The 18,694-nt window shown below is 66.3% G+C and carries 16 protein-coding genes; 4 read left to right on the top strand and 12 right to left on the bottom strand.

The features are described 5' to 3' along the window. On the bottom strand, positions 1 to 755 hold a 755-nt coding region (locus tag VFH65_RS31115; protein ID WP_353327241.1), incomplete at its 3' end, for an MFS transporter. A gap of 119 nt (positions 756 to 874) precedes the next feature. On the opposite strand from VFH65_RS31115, the gene VFH65_RS31110 reads away from it, so the two are divergent. After that, positions 875 to 1,480 (top strand): YqgE/AlgH family protein, encoded by a 606-nt coding sequence (locus tag VFH65_RS31110; protein WP_353327239.1) that lies wholly within the window; start codon positions 875 to 877, stop codon positions 1,478 to 1,480. A 2-nt stretch (positions 1,481 to 1,482) separates the two neighbouring features. On the opposite strand, the gene VFH65_RS31105 is transcribed toward VFH65_RS31110, so the two are convergent. Beyond that, positions 1,483 to 1,842: a hypothetical protein gene (locus VFH65_RS31105; RefSeq protein ID WP_353327237.1), complete on the bottom strand. Its 360-nt coding sequence runs from the start codon at positions 1,840 to 1,842 to the stop codon at positions 1,483 to 1,485. Between the two features lie 79 nt (positions 1,843 to 1,921). Beyond that, the gene (locus VFH65_RS31100) at positions 1,922 to 2,857 is read right to left on the bottom strand and encodes an LpqN/LpqT family lipoprotein (RefSeq protein ID WP_353327236.1); all 936 of its coding nucleotides are present in this window, start codon (positions 2,855 to 2,857) and stop codon (positions 1,922 to 1,924) included. Between the two features lie 187 nt (positions 2,858 to 3,044). Between VFH65_RS31100 and leuS the strand changes: the two genes are divergently transcribed. Next, positions 3,045 to 5,918: a leucine--tRNA ligase gene (gene leuS, locus VFH65_RS31095; protein WP_353327234.1), complete on the top strand. Its 2,874-nt coding sequence runs from the start codon at positions 3,045 to 3,047 to the stop codon at positions 5,916 to 5,918. Positions 5,919 to 5,966: 48 nt separating this feature from the next. Here leuS and VFH65_RS31090 read toward each other — a convergent pair whose 3' ends face one another. Beyond that, on the bottom strand, positions 5,967 to 6,632 hold the full coding sequence (locus VFH65_RS31090; protein ID WP_353327232.1) for an SDR family oxidoreductase: 666 nt from the start codon (positions 6,630 to 6,632) through the stop codon (positions 5,967 to 5,969). Positions 6,633 to 6,685: 53 nt separating this feature from the next. Between VFH65_RS31090 and ggh the strand changes: the two genes are divergently transcribed. Then, a complete protein-coding gene (ggh, locus tag VFH65_RS31085; protein ID WP_353327230.1) occupies positions 6,686 to 8,023 on the top strand; it encodes a glucosylglycerate hydrolase in 1,338 nt (445 codons plus the stop codon). Here the strand turns inward: ggh and VFH65_RS31080 are convergent, their stop codons facing one another. Genes VFH65_RS31080 through VFH65_RS31055 form a run of 6 tightly spaced genes read right to left on the bottom strand, consistent with a single transcriptional unit; the run spans position 8,024 to position 14,716 of the window. Next, positions 8,024 to 8,473: a MarR family winged helix-turn-helix transcriptional regulator gene (locus VFH65_RS31080; protein WP_353327228.1), complete on the bottom strand. Its 450-nt coding sequence runs from the start codon at positions 8,471 to 8,473 to the stop codon at positions 8,024 to 8,026. 56 nt (positions 8,474 to 8,529) lie between these two features. Then, entirely contained in the window at positions 8,530 to 9,270 is a 741-nt protein-coding gene (locus VFH65_RS31075; RefSeq protein ID WP_353327226.1) for an amino acid ABC transporter ATP-binding protein, read from the bottom strand. After that, positions 9,270 to 11,039: an ABC transporter substrate-binding protein/permease gene (locus VFH65_RS31070; RefSeq protein WP_353327224.1), complete on the bottom strand. Its 1,770-nt coding sequence runs from the start codon at positions 11,037 to 11,039 to the stop codon at positions 9,270 to 9,272. Before VFH65_RS31070 ends, VFH65_RS31075 begins: the two co-directional genes overlap by 1 nt. A gap of 48 nt (positions 11,040 to 11,087) precedes the next feature. Then, the gene (locus VFH65_RS31065) at positions 11,088 to 11,762 is read right to left on the bottom strand and encodes a GntR family transcriptional regulator (RefSeq protein WP_353327223.1); all 675 of its coding nucleotides are present in this window, start codon (positions 11,760 to 11,762) and stop codon (positions 11,088 to 11,090) included. A 52-nt stretch (positions 11,763 to 11,814) separates the two neighbouring features. Beyond that, positions 11,815 to 12,627 carry an LLM class F420-dependent oxidoreductase gene (locus VFH65_RS31060; RefSeq protein WP_353327221.1) on the bottom strand — a complete coding sequence of 271 codons (813 nt, stop codon included), beginning with the start codon at positions 12,625 to 12,627 and terminating at the stop codon, positions 11,815 to 11,817. Between the two features lie 19 nt (positions 12,628 to 12,646). Further along, positions 12,647 to 14,716: a PhoX family protein gene (locus VFH65_RS31055; protein WP_353327219.1), complete on the bottom strand. Its 2,070-nt coding sequence runs from the start codon at positions 14,714 to 14,716 to the stop codon at positions 12,647 to 12,649. Between the two features lie 374 nt (positions 14,717 to 15,090). On the opposite strand from VFH65_RS31055, the gene VFH65_RS31050 reads away from it, so the two are divergent. Continuing rightward, complete coding sequence (locus tag VFH65_RS31050) at positions 15,091 to 16,917, top strand: Ig-like domain-containing protein (RefSeq protein WP_353327218.1); 1,827 nt, start codon at positions 15,091 to 15,093, stop codon at positions 16,915 to 16,917. Between the two features lie 5 nt (positions 16,918 to 16,922). Here the strand turns inward: VFH65_RS31050 and VFH65_RS31045 are convergent, their stop codons facing one another. Both VFH65_RS31045 and VFH65_RS31040 read right to left on the bottom strand, forming a co-directional pair. Beyond that, positions 16,923 to 17,852 carry an alpha/beta fold hydrolase gene (locus tag VFH65_RS31045; RefSeq protein WP_353327216.1) on the bottom strand — a complete coding sequence of 310 codons (930 nt, stop codon included), beginning with the start codon at positions 17,850 to 17,852 and terminating at the stop codon, positions 16,923 to 16,925. A gap of 51 nt (positions 17,853 to 17,903) precedes the next feature. Then, a partial coding sequence (locus tag VFH65_RS31040) for a mechanosensitive ion channel family protein (RefSeq protein ID WP_353327215.1) occupies positions 17,904 to 18,694 on the bottom strand: 791 nt, incomplete at its 5' end.

Raw genomic sequence — 18,694 nt, 5'->3', positions numbered from 1 at the left:
GCGGCCAACCCGGCGAGCGTGGCAGCAACGGTTGGCACGGCCAACACCGTGCGCGCACCGTGTGCCCAACCGGTGGCCACCGCGTAGGTGACCGAGCCGTGGATAGCCCGCACGCTTTCGTGGGGACCGAGTATGTGCGGCGAAAAGCGGACCGACAGCAGCAATGCAATCGACACCGGGAGGGCGACGATGAAAATGATTGCCGCAGCCCCGGTGTCGCCGGCGCCGAAGAGCGAGCGGGGCAGCAGCATGAAGATCGCGCCGAGAAACGCCGCCGCCGCGCCGGTGGCCGTCGCCACCGAGTTCATCGCCACCACCTTGTCCCGTGGCACCACGTCCGGCAGCGCCGCCGACAAGCCCGAGGACACGAACCGGGCGAAGCCGTTGACGATCAGCGCGCCCAGCAGGACCAGGACTTCATCGGCCCCGACCACAAGTAGCGCAGCGACCACGAAAACCATCAGCAGCCGGCCCAGGTTGGCGGCGATCAGCACCAAGCGCCGGTCCCAACGATCCAGCAGCGCACCGGCAAAGGGTCCGAGCACCGAGTACGGCAGGAACAGCACAGCGAACGAGGCGGCGATCTCCAATGGTCCGGCCGCCCGTTCCGTGCTGAACAGAATTCCACCGGCGATCCCGGCCGCGAAAAGGCCGTCACCGAATTGGCTTACCGCCCGCAGCTCCAGCAGGCGCCGGAACTCGGGCAGGGCGCGCACGGAACGCCACAGGGCGATCGGCGCACGCGCGTCGGCCACGGAAATCACGTCCTGTTTGGTTTCACTCGGGCTATCGGGAACCCGACCCACAGTACAAATATCTCGGCGGGCCGCGCTTGTTGTCCACGATGACTGGTAGCTGGTGCCATGATGGTGAAGTGGCGCAGTCAGAGGATCCGGAGGACTTCATTGCCCCTGCGGCCCACCGGGTACGGGCAGGAACGCTGCTGCTGGCCAACACCGACCTGCTCGAGCCGACGTTTCGCCGCAGCGTCATCTACGTCGTCGAGCACAACGACGGCGGCACGCTCGGGGTGGTGCTGAACCGGCCCAGCGAGACCGCCGTCTACAACGTGTTGCCACAGTGGGCGAAGCTGGCCACCAAGCCCAAGACGATGTTCATCGGCGGACCTGTGAAACGTGACGCCGCGCTATGCCTGGCGACCCTGCGAGTGGGGATGGACCCGAACGGGGTCGCCGGGCTGCGCCATGTTCAGGGCCGGATGGTGATGGTCGACCTCGACGCCGATCCCGACGCGATCGCCCCGATGGTCGAGGGCGTGCGGATCTTCGCGGGATATTCGGGCTGGACCATCGGCCAGCTCGAGGGTGAGATCGAGCGCGACGACTGGATTGTGCTGTCGGCGTTGCCAACCGATGTTCTTGTAGAGCCGAAGATCGACCTGTGGTCACGGGTGCTGCGTCGCCAGCCGCTGCCGGTGTCGATGCTGGCTACTCACCCGATCGACGTCAGCCGCAACTGAATTCAGTTGCAGGACAACGTGCATGTCGCGCACGCGCCGCCGCAGCCGGCGGCCGAGCCAACCGCTGCCGAACCGGCCTGACCGCGGGCGACCGCCTTCGCGCTCTGCCAGCAGCCTGCCGCGACCGTGCTCACCGCGCCGATGACGCACACGATCACGACGAGCACGCCCATTTCGGGACGGGTCGATAACGCCACCACACCGCCCGCGGCGAGCATCACCGCGGCGGCCAGCTGTGTCGGTGCGACGGCCCGCAGCACTTGCCGGACGTAATCACCGGAGCGGGGGCGGGTCAGCAGCCAGAGGCCGATGGCGGCGGTCGCGACGGCGGCGCACAAACACAGCACCGCGGCGATCAGCATGCGCCACACAATACGAGGCCCGCTCGCGTTACGCGATTGGGCGTCCCCCGGGCGCCAGGCTTCGCCCGGGGGACGACGTTTACCCCGGTTGGCCGAGATGGGCCCCCAGCTCGCTAGGGGATTGCGGTTGCGGCGCTACCCCGGGTGCCGCGGGAGGCACGGCCGGAGTTGGCGGGGCAGGCGGTGCCGGCGCGGCGACCCTGAAGCCGTTGATGATCGCGTCGGTCGCGTCGGCGGCGGCCACCACCTGGTCGACGCTGGTGGTCACCGCGAGCGAGACCAGGTACTTGTCCGGCCCGGCGGTGGCGATCACATGGCGGCGCGATGTGTTCAGTGTCAGCGAGTTCTCGCGGTAGGTGCCCTCGATGCGCGACGATGGCATCCCGCCGAAGTCACTGAACGAGGCATCGGTGGATCGCCAGGCCGGCAGCTGCTGGCTGTCGACGAAGCCGTGGCTGATGGCTTCCTTCGGATCGAACTCGCCGATCAGTTTGTACACGATGACCTGCGCGTTAGACGAGTAGAGGCCGTTGCCGCCGACTCGGTCGGCGATCACTGCGAACGCGTCGGGAACGTTGGGATCCGGGATGTGTGCCCAGCCCTTCGGCATCGGCAGCACGATGGTGAGGGCCTTGAAGTCGCGGCTGTTCTGCGGCTCGAGCGCGACGCCCTTTTCCTTGAAGTAGTCGAACAGCGTGCCCGATGTGGCGGGGACGATCTGCACCGGCGGCGGAACGGGGACGGCCGGTGCGGCGACAGCGGCGGGCAGTGCACTCGATGCGGGCAGCGCACCCGTGGCGGACGTCACACCGGGCTGGACGGCGGCCTGTGGCACGGCAGCGGCAGCGTTGGGCATCACCGTGACGGTCTGCGTGACGGTTGCCGGCGCGGGCAGCGTCGGTTGCGGGTACACGGGTTCGGCCGAGGCGGTATTGCCTGCGAGGCCGAGGACACCGGCCACGCCGACAGCCGCACCTGTTGCCAGAACCCGCCAGCGGCGGGCGATCTCGATCATCGACGGCGATCCTTTGTTTGCGCTGCGGGCTCGTCACGCCCTGGTCAGGCGCCGACTGTATCCACGTCGAAGCGTTAGCCACCAGGGCCGGAACCGACCTGCAACCTTGCCCTGACATCTCCGCAACGCAACCGAGACCAACCCGTGGCCGACAAAGTGTCGATGAGCATGCTTATACCCTGTTCACGTGACAGAATCGCCGACCGCTGCGACCTCGGCGACCGCCGACGCGGAAACCGACGTCCCGCAGCACCGTTACACCGCGGAGCTGGCCGGGCAGATCGAGCACGCCTGGCAGCAGAGGTGGGCGGAGTCTGGGACATTCCACGTGCCCAACCCGGTGGGCTCGCTGGCACCGCAGGACGGGGCGCCGGTGCCCGCCGACAAGATGTTCGTGCAGGACATGTTCCCGTATCCCTCGGGGGAGGGCCTACACGTCGGGCATCCGCTCGGCTACATCGCCACCGACGTCTACGCGCGCTACTACCGCATGACGGGCCGCAACGTGTTGCACGCGTTGGGTTTCGACGCTTTCGGTCTGCCGGCTGAGCAGTATGCGATTCAGACCGGGACGCATCCGCGCATCCGCACCGAGGCCAACATCGTCAACTTCCGCCGCCAGCTGGGTCGGCTGGGGTTCGGACACGATGCGCGCCGCAGCTTCTCCACGACCGACGCCGACTACTACAAGTGGACGCAGTGGATCTTCTTGCAGATCTACAACGCCTGGTTCGACCCGGCCGCGAACAAGGCCAGGCCCATTGCCGAGTTGGTCGCCGAATTCGAGTCCGGCGCACGGACTCCCGACGACGGCAGGGCATGGTCAGAACTGTCGACCGGTGATCGGGCCGACGTGATCGACTCGTATCGGCTGGTGTACCGGGCCGACTCGGTGGTGAACTGGTGCCCGGGCCTTGGCACCGTGCTGGCCAACGAGGAAGTCACGTCGGAGGGCCGCAGCGAGCGCGGCAATTTCCCGGTGTTCCGGAAACGGTTGCGCCAGTGGATGATGCGGATCACCGCGTACTCGGATCGGCTTCTCGACGACTTAGACGTGCTGGATTGGCCGGAGAAGGTCAAGGCCATGCAGCGCAACTGGATCGGGCGGTCCACCGGCGCCTCTGTGCTTTTCGGGACCGATGCCGGTGACATCGAGGTGTTCACCACGCGTCCGGACACGTTGTTCGGCGCCACCTACATGGTGCTGGCACCCGAACACGATCTGGTGGACAAGCTGACCGCGGCGCAGTGGCCGGGCGACGTCGACCCACGGTGGACCTTCGGTGCGGCCACGCCGCGCGAGGCCGTCGAGGCCTACCGCGCGACCATCGCAGCGAAGTCGGATCTTGAGCGTCAGGAGAACAAGGCCAAGACCGGCGTGTTCCTCGGTGCATATGCGACGAATCCGGCGAACAATCAACAGATCCCGGTCTTCATCGCCGACTATGTGCTGCTCGGCTACGGCACCGGCGCGATCATGGCGGTGCCCGGCGGCGATCAGCGCGACTGGGACTTCGCCAACGAATTCGGCTTGCCGATCGTCGAAGTGGTTGCCGGGGGCGATATTTCGCAGGCGGCGTACAACGGCGACGGCGAAATGGTCAACTCCGATTACCTGAACGGCCTCAGTGTCGCCTCGGCCAAAGAGGCGATCACCGCGCGGCTGGCCGCCGACGGCCGTGGGCAGGCGCGCATCGAGTACAAGCTGCGCGACTGGCTGTTCGCGCGGCAACGGTATTGGGGTGAGCCGTTCCCCATCGTGTACGACGCCGACGGTCGCGCGCACCCGCTGCCGGAATCGGCGTTGCCGGTTGAACTTCCGGATGTCCCCGACTACTCGCCGGTGCTGTTCGACCCCGATGACGCGGACAGCGAGCCGTCGCCGCCGCTGGGCAAGGTCACCGACTGGGTGAACGTCGAACTGGATCTGGGGGACGGGCTGCGGCCGTACACCCGCGACACGAACGTCATGCCGCAGTGGGCGGGCAGCTCCTGGTACGAGCTGCGCTACACCGACCCCGACAACAAAGAACGGTTGTGCGACAAGGAGAACGAGGCCTACTGGATGGGCCCGCGGCCGGACGAGCACGGGCCGAACGACCCCGGTGGCGTCGACCTGTACGTCGGCGGCGTCGAACACGCCGTGCTGCACCTGCTCTATGCGCGGTTCTGGCACAAGGTGCTCTACGACCTCGGGCACGTCAGCTCGCGCGAGCCGTTCCGCCGACTGGTCAACCAGGGCTACATCCAGGCATTCGCGTACACCGACTCCCGCGGGGCCTACGTCCCCGCGGCCGAGGTCGAAGAGCGAGACGGCAAGTTCTATTGGGCCGGCCCCGACGGTGAAATCGAGGTGTTCCAGGAGTTCGGCAAGATCGGCAAGAGCCTGAAGAACTCGGTGTCGCCCGACGAGATCTGTGACAACTACGGCGCCGACACGCTGCGGGTGTACGAGATGTCGATGGGCCCGATCGACGCGTCGCGACCGTGGGCGACAAAGGACGTCGTCGGCGCCCACCGGTTCCTGCAGCGGGTGTGGCGGCTGGTTGTCGACGAGCAGACCGGCATCGAGCGTGCCGCCGAGCATGAGGCGCTGGACACCGACACTCTGCGGCTGCTGCACCGCACGATCGCCGGCGTCGCCGACGATTACGCCTCGCTGCGCAACAACACCGCGGCGGCCAAGCTCATCGAGTACACCAACCATCTGACCAAGAACGAGGTGCGGTCGCGGGCGGCGCTGGAGCCGCTGGTGTTGATGGTCGCGCCGCTCGCGCCGCACCTTGCCGAGGAGCTGTGGCGTCGGCTGGGCCACGAGACACCGCTGGCGCACGGGCCGTTCCCCGTCGCCGACCCGCAGTACCTGGTCGAGGACACCGTCGAGTATCCGGTGCAGGTCAACGGCAAGGTGCGCGGCCGCATCACCGTGGTGGCCGACGCGGGCGCCGAGGCGTTGGAGACCGCTGCGCTGGCCGACGAGAAGGTGTTGGCCTTCCTCAACGGCGCCACGCCGAAAAAGGTGATCGTGGTCCCCGGCAGGCTCGTAAACCTCGTCATCTAGCGAGTTGCGGAGCCGCAGCGGCGCTCATCGCCGCCGCGACTCCACAAATCACCGGGGGCGGACGATGACCTCGTGGATGTGGGCGTCGCGCGGCGCGTTGATCGCGTCGGCAGTTACCTTCGCCACCGACTCCGGCGTCAGGAATTTCGACGGGTCGTACTCGCGGCCCTCGTACGCGACGAGGTCCTCCTGCATGGCGGTGGCGATCCGCCCGGGATGCACCGACGTCACCCGCAGCGACGGCTCGTCGTTGCGCAGCGAATCCGCGAACCCCCGCAGCGCGAACTTGCTCGCCGAGTAGGACGCCAAGCCGGGTGAGGCGTTGATCCCCGAGCCCGAGTTGATGAACACGACGTGACCGGCGGCACTGCGCAGCGCGGGCAGTAGCTCAAGCGTAAGTGCAACGGCGCCAAGGACATTCACATGCATAGTGGATTGCCACTCCTCGACCGTCGACTCCGCGACCCGGCCCGGGTACGCCACGCCGGCGTTGTGGATAAGCACGTCGAGTTCGACGATCGGCTCTACAGCGGCAGGTATCGCGTCGAGATCCCCGAAATCGATCGGCCACGTGGTGGCCCCGAACCTCTCGGCGAGCGCGTCGAGACGGTCCGACGGCCTGCCGGCCAGAAATAGTGTGTGGGTGGGCGCCAGCGCGGCGGCGAGGGCCGATCCGAGCCCGCCGGAGGCCCCGGTGATCATCGCGGTCGGCACTCAGCCACCATATCGACCTGCGGTTCCGGCCGACCCGTCGCATGATTGAACGGATGCCCGACCACAACTTCGCTCCGACGCAGCTCGCTGCCCGCGCCGCTTACCTGCTGCGCGGCAACGACCTGGGCGTGATGACCACCGCCGCCCCATTGCTGTATCCCCACATGTGGAGCTGGGACGCGGCCTTCGTGTCCATCGGGTTGGCGCCGTTGAGTGTCGAGCGGGCCGTCGTCGAACTCGACACCCTCCTGTCGGCGCAATGGGGCAACGGAATGATCCCGCACATCGTCTTCGCCAATGGCGTCGACGGATACTTCCCCGGCCCCGCTCGGTGGGCGACCTCGGCCCTGGCCGCCAACGCGCCGCGAACCCGCCACACCTCCGGCATCACGCAGCCGCCGGTGCACGCCATTGCGGTGCAGCGCATCCTCGACCACGCCCGCACCCGCGGCCGGTCAACGCGCGCCGTCGCCGAGGCGTTCCTCGACCGCCGCTGGGCCGACCTTGTGCGCTGGCACCGCTGGCTGGCCGAAGCACGCGACCAACACGACCACGGCCGGATCACCCTGTACCACGGCTGGGAATCCGGTATGGACAACTCACCGCGCTGGGATAGCGCCTACGCCAACGTGATTCCCGGCAACGTGCCCGAGTATCAGCGTGAGGACAACACGATTGTCACCGACGCCACCCAGCGCCCAAGCGATTTCGAGTACGACCGCTACCTGTGGCTGCTCGAAGAGATGAAGGCAGCCCGCTACGACGACGAATTGCTACCGAAGGTGATGAGTTTCGCCGTCGAGGACGTCTTCGTGTCGGCGATCTTCTCGGTGGCCTGTGACGTGCTTGCCGAGATCGGCGAGGATTACAAGCGGCCGCACGCCGACGTCCGCGATCTGTACGCGTGGGGCCGACGGTTCCGCGAAGGCGTCGTCGAGACAACCGACGAAAGAACCGGCGCAGCAAGGGATTTCGATGTTCGCGCGGACAGGCTGATCGCCACCGAAACCGTCGCGCAGTTCGCGCCGCTGCTGTGCGGCGGCCTGCCGCACGCCAAGGAACGGACACTGCTGCGGCTGCTGGAGGGCCCGCGGTTTTGCGCTCACCCCGACCTGAAGTATGCGTTGATCCCGTCGACGTCACCGGTGTCACGCGACTTCCGTCAGCGCGAGTACTGGCGCGGGCCCGTGTGGCCGGTGATGACCTGGCTGTTCTCCTGGTGTTTCGCCCGACGAGGCTGGGCAGAACGGTCTTCGGTGCTACGCAGGGAAGGCCTGCGGCAGGTCAGTGACGGATCCTTTGCCGAGTATTACGAGCCGTTCACCGGCGAGCCGCTGGGCAGCATGCAGCAGTCTTGGACCGCCGCCGCAGTCTTGGACTGGTTGGGCTAGTTATTCGGCGAGGCGCTCGAGCGCTGCCAGGGCCTTGGTCAGCGTCTCGCGATCCTCTTCGCTGAGCTTGCTCAGCAGCGCGGCGAGCTGGCCCTGGCGGGCGGCCAGCGACTCCCGATGCTGGGCCAGCCCACGCGGGGTGATGTCGACGAGCACAGCCCGCAGATCCGACGGATCCCTGGAGCGTTTGACCAGGCCGAGCTTCTCCAGCCGGCGGATCGCCACGGTGGTGGTCGGAGTGCGTACACGTTCGTGCGCCGCAAGCTCGGTCATCCGCATCGGGCCCTGATCGAGCAGCGTCAGCAGGATCGACAACTGAGCAAGGGTCAGGTCGCTTGCCGTGGTGGGCAGCCGGCTGGTGTCGCCGCGGCGCAGGACAGAGAACACCTTGGAGAGGACGCGGTGCAGCTCACCGGCCAGTTCGGTGACCTGCGGTTCCGTCTCCACCATAATTCGCCAGTCTAACCTGTCGGGGGCTGACAAGTTGCACGATGGCCCATTTGCTCTCACAGAACCTGCGACAAGAAGCGGCGTAGCCGGTCCGTCTCGGCGGCGTCGAATATCTGCTCCGGCGGACCCGATTCGACGACCTGGCCGTGGTCCATGAACACCACGGCGTCCGACGTCGACCGGGCGAATCCCATCTCATGAGTGACGACGACCATTGTCATGCCGTCTTCGCCGAGATCGGCGATGAGCGCCAGAATTCCTTTGACCAGTTCAGGATCCAGCGCCGAGGTGGCCTCGTCGAAGAACATCACCTGGGGCGCCATCGCGAGTGCGCGCGCAATCGCGACCCTTTGCTGTTGACCGCCTGAGAGGGTGCCCGGCCGCACATCCGCCTTGTGCCGCAACCCGACTCGGTCCAACTGGGCCAGCCCGAGCTCCCGCGCCTGCTCGGCACTCAGCCCCTTGAGCCTGCGCGGCGCCATCGTTACGTTGTCGAGCACGCTGCGATGCGGGAACAGATTGAATTGCTGGAACACCATCCCGATGCGTTGCCGCAACTGATCGGGGTTGTCCTTGAGCACCGAGCGTCCGTCGAGCAGGATGTCGCCGCGGTCGGGTTCGTAGAGCCGGTTCAGCGTGCGCAGCAACGTCGACTTGCCCGACCCCGACGGTCCGATCACCGCTGTGCTGGTGCCCGCGGGCACGTCGATGTCCACTCCCCGCAGCACCGCATTCGGTCCGAAAGAGAGGTGAATGTCGGTGGCGCTCAACGAAACCGGCTCAACCGCGGTGGTCATCAGATCATCTCCTGGGACGTCGACAGCTCCAGCGGATCTTCCTCGTCGGGTTTGCGGCCCCGCCGCAGCCGGTTGTCGATGAAGTTCACCAGATGCGTCAGCGGCACCGTCAACGCCAGATAGAACAGTCCGGCCGCCACCAACGGCGACAGGTTGCCGGTCTGCGCGTTGAGGTCGCGGCCCACCTGGAACAGCTCACGCTGGTTGGCGATCAGGCCCAGGAAGTACACCAGCGACGAGGCTTTCAACAGCGAGATGAACTGGTTCATCAGCGCGGGCAGCACCCGGCGAACGCCCTGCGGCACGACCACCAGCTGCATCGACGCCGCGTATGAGAAGCCGAGTGCCCGTGATGCTTCCATCTGCCCGGCCTCGACGCTCTGGATCCCGGAGCGGAAGATCTCACCGACATAGGCCGCGGCCATCAAACCCAGCGCGGCGATGCCTAGCGGATACGGGTTGTTGCCGGTCAGCCCGCCCACCACCGGCCCGACACCGAGGCCGATCAGCAGGATGATCACCACCTCCGGCAGCCCGCGGAAGATGTCGGTGTACACCCGGGCCGGCCAGCGCAGCCAGCGCGCCCTCGAGATGCCGGCGACGGCCAGCGCCATGCCCAACACCAGGCCGATGACAGAGGCGCTGACGGTCAGGATCAACGTGTTCGGCAGGCCGGTCTTGAACAGGTCAGGGATGGCCTGCTTGTAGAGATTCCAGTCGAGGAACGAGTCCTTCAGTTGTGACAGCGTCGACTTCGGCGCCGCCGCTTCCGAAGGCGCGGCTTGATTCTCGGCGGCGATCACGTTGAAGTCGGGCAGCTGTGGCGCAGGCGCGGCCTTCGATCCTGGCTTCCACCCCGGCGGCAATGCGCGTGGCACCCAGTCGGAGTACAGCCGCGACCAGGTGCCGTCGGCGATGATCGCGTCCAGGCCCGAGTTCAGCGCGTTGATCAACGGCTTGTTGTCGGTGGCCACGGCCCAGGCCACGAAATTGTCCAAGCTGAAGGTGTTTTCGATGATCTCGGCGGGGTCGCCGGACTGGACGGTGCCGGACGCCTGTTGCGACGGCGCGACCCACGCGTCGATCTGGCGGGTCTTCAGGCTCGCGTACACGGTGTTGTAATCGGGGAACTTCACCGGCTGCAGACCCAGCGTGTCGATGACGTATGACTCCTGCACCGTGCCCTGCACGACGCCGATCCGCTGACCGGCCGCGAGCTTGTCGAAGCCGGTGATCGGCGACCCGGTCGGCACTACTAGCGAGAAGTAGCCGAAGTCGTAACCGTTGGTGAACCCGACTGTGCGGCGACGCGCCTCGGTGGTGGTGATGGACGACGACCCGACATCGAAGCGCCGCGACGCCACCTGCGCCAGCAGGCCGGAGAATTCGGTGCCGACGAAGTTGATCTGCAGGCCAAGCTTCGAAGCGATCGCGCGCAGCAGCTCGTTGTCGAACCCCGTGAATTGGCCTTGCGAGTTGATGCAGATGCTGGGCGGTGCATCCGAGAGGGTGCCGACGGTCAGCGTGCCTGGCACGCTCAGCCCCAGCGCGTTGACGTTGACGGCGGACAGCGGTTCGACGGTCGCCGTCGTGTACTTGTCCTCTCCCGGCCCCGCGGCGGAGGCGGCGAGGTTCGTCGGCAAGGCGCTTGCGCTCTCGATTCCCGGCGGTGCGCACTGATCGACGTTCGCGCCTGCGGGCGCGGCCAGGCCCAGGCCGGCGATCAGTAGGGCGATGATCGTGACGACGAATGTCCGCAGGACGGTCATCCAAGCAAGGTAGCCGCCGAGCGCCCGGCGGAATCGTCTTCAGCTCACTCAGAACGCAACCGACGCACCGGACGGCGTAAGCACTCCGCGCCGCACCAGCTCGGTGAGCATGACCCGGGCCATCACCTCGGAGTGTTCGACGCAGGCGGCCCGCGCCGTGTCGGGGTCATGGCGACGGATGGCGGCGATCTCGGTTTCGTAGAACGGCAGCATCTCGTCGTGATTGTTGAGGTACGCCGACCAGAAGGTGCGCGGGATGAACGTCTGCGAGGCGCGGATCGCCGCGTGTAGGCGCGGACCCGCGTACGTGTCGTTGATGATGCGACGCATCCGCCAGGCCGACTCCTGGAATGCGCGCGACTCTTTGCTGCCGCGCATGACGTCGAGCAGCGCGTCCAGTTCATCGCCGATCTTCGAATCGGCGTCGGCGGCGGCACGTGCGGAGGCGACGCCGTTGAGCAGACCGTAGAGCTCGTGGTATTCACGCACGACGGACTCGTCGAATCGCTCGACGTAGGCGCCCCGGTGGTACTGCGTGGACAGGATGCCGTCGTGTTCGAGCTGGACCACGGCCTCCTGGATCGGCACGCGGGACAGCCCGAGTTCCTTGGCGATCTCGTTGCGATCCACCCGGTCCCCCGACCGCAGTTTGCCGGTCAGCACCAGATTGACGACATGCGAGACCACAAGGTCTTTTTCTTTGACCCCATACTTCTTGGGCATGGCGGCGCCAGTGTCTCACGCCAGGTAGCCGTGCCGGAGCTGTTACGCCGCTTCAGTTTCCATCCGCTGCCCGACGGTCGCGCCACTGGCACAGCGCCTCCGCCTGGGTGAGGTCGTAGTCGGGCCCGTTGGCTCCTACCGTGAAGGTCGTGACGCCGAGCGCAAGCAGTGCGTCGGCTTCCTCCAGCAGCGCGTCGAGGGTGTTGCCCTCCACGCCCGCCGAGTGCTCGATGGTGGCGGGGTCACGGCCCACCGTCGCGCAGTGCTGGGCCAGTACCTCGGCCTTGTGCGGGTAGGTCTCACGGTCGACGAAGTAATGCCACACGTCGCCGTACTCGGCGACGAGGCGCAGCGTCTTCTTCTCGCCGCCGCCGCCCAACAGGACCGGGATGTCGCGGGTGGGCGCCGGATTCAGCTTGGCCAACCGGGATTTGATCCGCGGCAGTGCCGCTGCGAGATCGTCGAGCCTGCTACCCGCGGTGCCGAACTCGTAGCCGTACTCGTCGTAGTCCTTCTCTTTCCAGCCCGAGCCGATGCCAAGGATCAGCCGGCCGTCAGAAATGTGGTCGACGGTGCGCGCCATGTCGGCGAGCAGCTCCGGATTGCGATAGGAGTTGCAGCTGACCAGCGCGCCGATCTCGATGCGGGAGGTCTGCTCGGCCCAGGCGCCCAGCATCGTCCAGCATTCGTAGTGCGGGCCGTCGGGATCGCCGTAGAGCGGGAAGAAGTGATCCCAGTTGAACGCGATGTCGACACCCATGTCCTCGCAGCGCAGAACCGCGTCGCGAATATGGCTGTATTGCGGAGAATGCTGCGGCTGCAGTTGCACGCCGATCCGGATGGGATTGCGAGAGGGAGAAGTCACGTCCTAACCGTACGTACGCTTAGACCCCGATATTCCCGTCGGTCTTCCACACCGCGACCACCGACGGCCGCGCGGTTCCGTTGCCGCCTTCGGGCCAGCGTGACAGCGGGTTGTCGATGCTGTTGTCGTCGTTCTCGCCAGGGTGTTGCACGCAGACGGTGACAAGATCGTCGGTGATCACCGGCCCACACGTTTCGGCGCCGAGCGGCACGGTGAGGAACTGCTTGGTCTCGCCGCGGTTGGGCCCCTCGAGCGCGACGGCGAACAACCCGTCGTTGGAGTCCAACGCGTTGCCGTCCGTCGAGATCCACAGATTGCCGTGGCTGTCGAACGCCAGATTGTCGGGGCACGAGATGGGGCTGACCTTCGTCTTGTCGAATCCGGCGAAGTAGGTGTCGGCGGCGGCAGGATCACCGCACACCAGCAGCAGATCCCACGTGAAGTCCGTGCCTGCGTGGTTGTCGGTGATCTCGAGAATCTGCCCACTCTTGTTGTCGTTGCGCGGGTTGGCCGCGTCGGGCGGGGCTTCCCCGGCCGCGCCGCGCTCGTCGTTGTTGGTCAGTGCGACGTAAACCTTGCCGGTCTTCGGGTTGGCCTCGAAGTCCTCGGGCCGGTCCATCTTGGTGGCGCCGGCCTTGTCGGCGGCGAGGCGCGTGAACACCGCGGCCTCCTGCGCGGTGACGCCGTCCACCAGCGACTCGGCCTGACCGCCGGGGCCGCTGCGCAACAACGGAATCCATGTGCCGGTGCCGGCGAAGGAACCCTTCGACGGCAGCTTGCCCGAGCCGTCGATCTCATTGGCAGGGATGTCGCTGGATAGCTTGGCGACGTAGAGGGTGCCCTCGTCGAGCAGCGTCATGTTGTGTGCGATGGCGGCGGGGTCCTTACCCGGCTGCATCTTCTTGCTGGAGACGAACTTGTACATGTAGTCGAAGCGTTCGTCGTCGCCGGTGTAGGCGACAACGGTGCCGTCGTCGGTGATGAAGATGTTGGCGCCCTCGTGCTTGAGCCGGCCCATCGCGGAATGCTTGACCGGCATCGAGTTGCGGTCCCACGGGTTGAGCTCGACGACGTAGCCGAACCGGTTGGGTTCGTTCGGAGTCTTGGAGACGTCGAAGCGCGGGTCGAAGGTTTCCCACAGAGTTTCGGACGGCTCCAGCGCGACGCCGTAGCGATCGAGACGGTCCGCATCCACCGGGGTGGGCGGCGGCGCACCTTCAGCGGCGCCGAAGTAGCTCTGGAAGTTCTCCTCGCCCGACAGCACTGTGCCCCAAGGGGTTACGCCGCCGGCGCAGTTGGCGAAGGTGCCGGCGACGGTGCGGCCCGTCGGGTCGGTGGGGGTCTTGACGAAGTCGGAGCCGGCGCCGGGCCCGGTCAGCGTCATAGGGGTGTCGGCGGTGATCCGGCGGTTGTAGCGGCCCATCACCGGTTTGAGGCCTTGCGGCGTGCGCTCGACTTCCACCACGCCCATGCCGACCGCGGCGATCTCTACGTCGAATTGATCGCGGGTGGGCTTCTTCGCGTCGTAGCCGGGGAACATGAACACCGGGTCGACGTATTCGAAGTTGGTGACCAACAGGAATCGATTGGGCTGCCCGTCGATCGGCAGCAGCCCGGCGAAGTCGTTGTTGAAGCCGAACTGGGCACGCTGCGCGGCACCGGTCTGCTTGGCGATATCGAACTTCGGGGCGTCGGGCAGGATCGGGTCGCCCCAGCTGATGACAACCGCCTGCTCGTAGCCATCGGGGATGACGACGGCGTCCTCGCTGTTCGGCGCGATCGCGGTGAACTTCATGCCGGGTGGTGTCTCGGCAGGTGGCGCCGACGAGGTGGGGGTCGCCGCGGGCTGTTCACTGCCCGCACAGGCGGCCAGTGCGGATCCGGCGCCGACTGCCAGTACCGCGATACCGCCGGCCTGCAGCGCCTTGCGTCGCGAGACGGCCTTGGCGATGTCGCCGAAGTACTCGTTGTGGCTCCTGTTCGGGACGGGCTTGTTGCAGGCGTCGCCGCACTTGTAGAGGCACGTCAGATGCTGACGCTTGGACTTTCCGTCGTGGCTGACAAAGAGATTCAACGGCACAAGCGCCATGGGGGCGGGTTCCTTCCGACACGAAACCGGCCGGGGCTGGCGGCCGGGACGGGCGGAAACCTACGGCAGCTTGGCTAGCAGGAAGCGACCAGCGAGTGAACAGCGGTTAACAGGCCCAACGGCCGTATTCGCGCCGAGTCCACACCCGTGAAGGCGCGGACCGCAGGTCACACTCGCAGCGAAATTTCTGTAGCAAATTTGCTGCGGGGTCTAGGTATCCCGGTATAGCGTGTCCTGCAACAAACTGACGGAGGGGTCAAATAATGGGGGTTGTCAACGTAGATCGCCTGCGGCAGGGGCGTAGTCGACGGACGCGTCGTGCAGAGGATTTTCCTGTCAGGCGCTGGCTACAGGTAGGCGCGGCATCGGCCGGCATGGGTGCAGCGTTGCTGGGTTTTTCGCTGATGGGACCGCAGGTCGGTGTCGCTGCCGCCGACAGCACCGGTGAGTCCTCCACATCATCGAGTTCCGCTGGCTCGGACGCATCGGACGCATCGGGCGCTTCCAAGCCGTCCGAGCCGTCCGAGGCTTCCGATTCAACACAGGGCGCGGCCAGTTCGAAAGACGACGATGCAGATGTTGATGACGATGCGGGCGTAGACGCTGACGCTGCCGAGGACGCCGAAGATTCCGACGACGGCGATGTCGGCGCCGACGCAGGAGGCACCGACGAATCCGACTCGGAGAGTTCTGAAGCGGGCGCAGACAGCGAGTCGGAAGGGACAGACGACGCGGTCCACGCCGAAGAGCAGGTCGCAAACGACAGCGCTGACGTCGTAGTCGACGAGCAGCCGTACACCGAGGCGGATGTTACGCAATCGCCAGACACGTCGGCCGCGACGAAGACGGCACAGAGTGCGTCCTTGGCGACCGCGCCCGTCGCCGCCGAGCCGTATTCGTCACCGACGGCTGCGACCGCACAGGTGTCGCTTCTTGCGCCGTCAGCCCCGCAGGCCACGTGGCAACAGTTCGTCGCCCAGGCGATCTCAGACTGGACAGCTGCGACGCAGTCCTGGATTGAGTCATTGCCGGTCGATGATTCCCTGAAGGTTCATTTGGAAGGGGCGTTCTGGGCGGTACGGCGCACCTTCTTCAACCAGGCCCCGACAGTTGCACCGATTCAAATCAGCGGTCAGATCACCGGGCCGGTGACGGGCTCAGTGGGTGCAGTCGACCCCGACGGTGACCGGTTGATCTACCTTCTCACCAGGGGCCCCGCGGAAGGTTCCGTGCAGCTCAACGAGGACGGGACGTATACCTACACGCCCGCTTCGAATTTCGACGGTGTCGATTCCTTCGACGTCGTTGCCGTCGACGTCGGGTTGCACATCAATGTTTTCGATTTGTTCCGTCCGCTGGGCGTCAACGCCAACTCGTTGATCAATCAGGGCGCCATCAAGTTCGCGTTCACCTACACCAACGGCGCTCAATACTGGACTGACGAACGCCGCGAGGCTCTGCGGCAAGCGGCGAACGACGTGCTGGTGTACTTCATGGTCACCGCTCCGGTGGTCCTCACCTACGACGTCGCTGCGGAAGAAGACGTGAACAAGGACACGCTTGCGTCGGCCGGCAGCGACTTCGTCAGCGAGGATCCCGGCTTCTGGCGGACGGTCGTGCAGAACAAGCTGCTGTCTGGTGTCGATTCGAACGGCGCGGCCGCCGACGGCGAAATCACCTGGAACTTCGGGCATGCATGGGGTCTCGGCGACACCATCGGGAGTGGCGAGTACGACTTCGCCTCGACGGCGATCCACGAGTTACTGCACTCTTTCGGCTTCTTGTCCGCGGTGGACAAGCCTGGCGCGAACACCGGGCGGAATTGGGCGGTGCTCGACAGTTTCGTCGTGGTCGCCGGCGGCGCGAAGCCGATCAACCCCGAGTTCATATGGGATACCGATTACGACTCCCTTCTGACCGGCGGGGCAGGCAGCGTGTTCTTCGGCGGAGCCAATGCCGTCGCCGCGTACGGCGGGATGGTTCCGCTCTTCACACCGAATCCGTGGGCGAACGGTAGCTCGATGAGCCACTTGGACGACTTCACATTCACCGGAGCGAACCAGAAGATCATGAACGCCAGGACCGATACGGGGCTCGGTATCAGGGTGCTGAGCCCGGTCGAACTCGGCATTTTGAGGGACATCGGGTATCAGGTCGTCGTCCCGCAATCACCAGCCGCCACCCTGGCGCTTGTCGTCTGAAACTTTCAGTCGCCCAACACGTCCCGTAACAGCCCGATCAGTACCCGCGGCTGGTCGCTCTGCACCGAGTGGCCGGAGTTCTCGACGATGTGCACGCGCTGGAAGCCGGGCGCGGTGCGGGCGAACTCGGCGGCGTCCTCGTCGTTGACGAAGGCCGAATTCGCCCCGCGCACAAGCGTGGTGGGCACGGTCAGGTGAGGCACGTCGTCCCACAGCCCTTCGAAACCATCAGCCGTGCGAATGGAGTCGTAGCGCCATGTCCAGGTACCGTCGTCGAGGCGCTTGGCGTTGTGGAATACGCCGCGCCGCAATGATTCTCGGTCCCGATGCGGGGCCGCCGCGACGGTGACCTCCAGCATCGCGGCGAACGTCGGGAATATCCGATCGCCCTGCACCAACGCGACGGTGCCCTTCTGCGCGTCGGTCATCTCCGTATGCCGTTCTGGCGCAGACGGAGTGACGTCGACGAGCACCAGCTTGCGCACCAGCTCGGGTGCTGCCACGGCCAGCCGCAGAGCAGTCAGTCCGCCCAACGACATTCCGACGACGAGGTCGGCGTCCGGCGCAAGCTCTCGCACCACCGGTTCCACCGCCACCGCGTTGAGCCGCGGCCCATAGTCGCTGTCCTCGCGCCATGCCGAGTGACCATGGCCGGGCAGGTCGATCGCCAGCGCTGGCTCGCCGAGTCCGACGATCACGGTGTCCCATGTGTGGGCGTTCTGCCCACCGCCGTGCAGGAACACCACACGCGGTGAGTCGTCGCCGAACTTCAGGGCACTGATCGGACCGGATTCGACGCGTTCGACGGGCGGCAGCGGCCCATCGACACCGGCCTGCCGGGCGTTCTCTTCGAGGAAGATGAATTCGCCCAGTGAGGCGAGCTCATCGTCGGCGGAGATATCGGCCCCGCGGCCTGCGTGAGATGCGTCGGTCACGTGCGCAACCTAACCCGGGAGGCCGGGTTGCTTGCAAGCCCGCGCCGCGGGCTAGACCTTCGGTCCGCCTTCGCTGTAGTGCGCCGGCGGGGTGGTCGAAGACACCGGCTTCGCAGTGCGCTGTGGCTGCCCGGTGAGCTCATCGGCCGTCCACTTGTGGTCCGGCCCCGACGTCCGCTCGGCGGGCACCCGGCCGGTCGCTGTGGCGTCAACGGTGGACCGCCGCTCCTGGAAGTTGCGCCCCTCACGCTCGGCCGTCGTCAGGTACTTCTCCCAGCGCTCCTGCATCGGCTTGATCAGGCCGCCGCCAACGCCGACCACCAGGATGCCGCCGATGGTCGCCAACACCGCGATCAGCACCGGCAGGGTCACGGTCAGGGCGATGCCCACCTGATTGAGCGCCGCGATGGCGCCCAGTCCGAGGATGAAGACGCTGGCGATGGTGCCCAGCATCCGTCCGTACGAGAATCCGCTGAGAGCGTTGGACACGATGTCGCGCACTGCCGCGGCGATCGCGGCGGCCACAACGACGATGACCAGCGCGACGAACAGGCGGGGCAGAAACGCAATCACACCGGCGATCAGTTCGCTGACCGGATTCGGGCCGAAGACACCGAAGGCGAAGTGCAGAACGACCAGCAGCAAGCCGAAGTAGACGATCTTGCTGACGATGGTGGAAGCGTCATATTGGCTCCGCTCCATGGCTCGCCGGATGCCGCCGCGCTCCACCGCGCGGTCGAAGCCGACGCGTTGAAGGATCTTGTCGACCGCCTTGGCGATGAGTTTGGCCAGAATCCAGCCGACAATCAGGATGATGAGGAAGAGGACGAGCTTTGGCGCGA

Origin of the sequence: Mycobacterium sp. (assembly GCF_035697385.1) — a bacterium.
In the GTDB taxonomy this organism is placed as follows: Bacteria; Actinomycetota; Actinomycetes; order Mycobacteriales; family Mycobacteriaceae; genus Mycobacterium.
The sequence above is the reverse complement of the archived record's forward strand: the minus strand, read 5'-3'. Positions and strand labels throughout refer to the sequence as shown.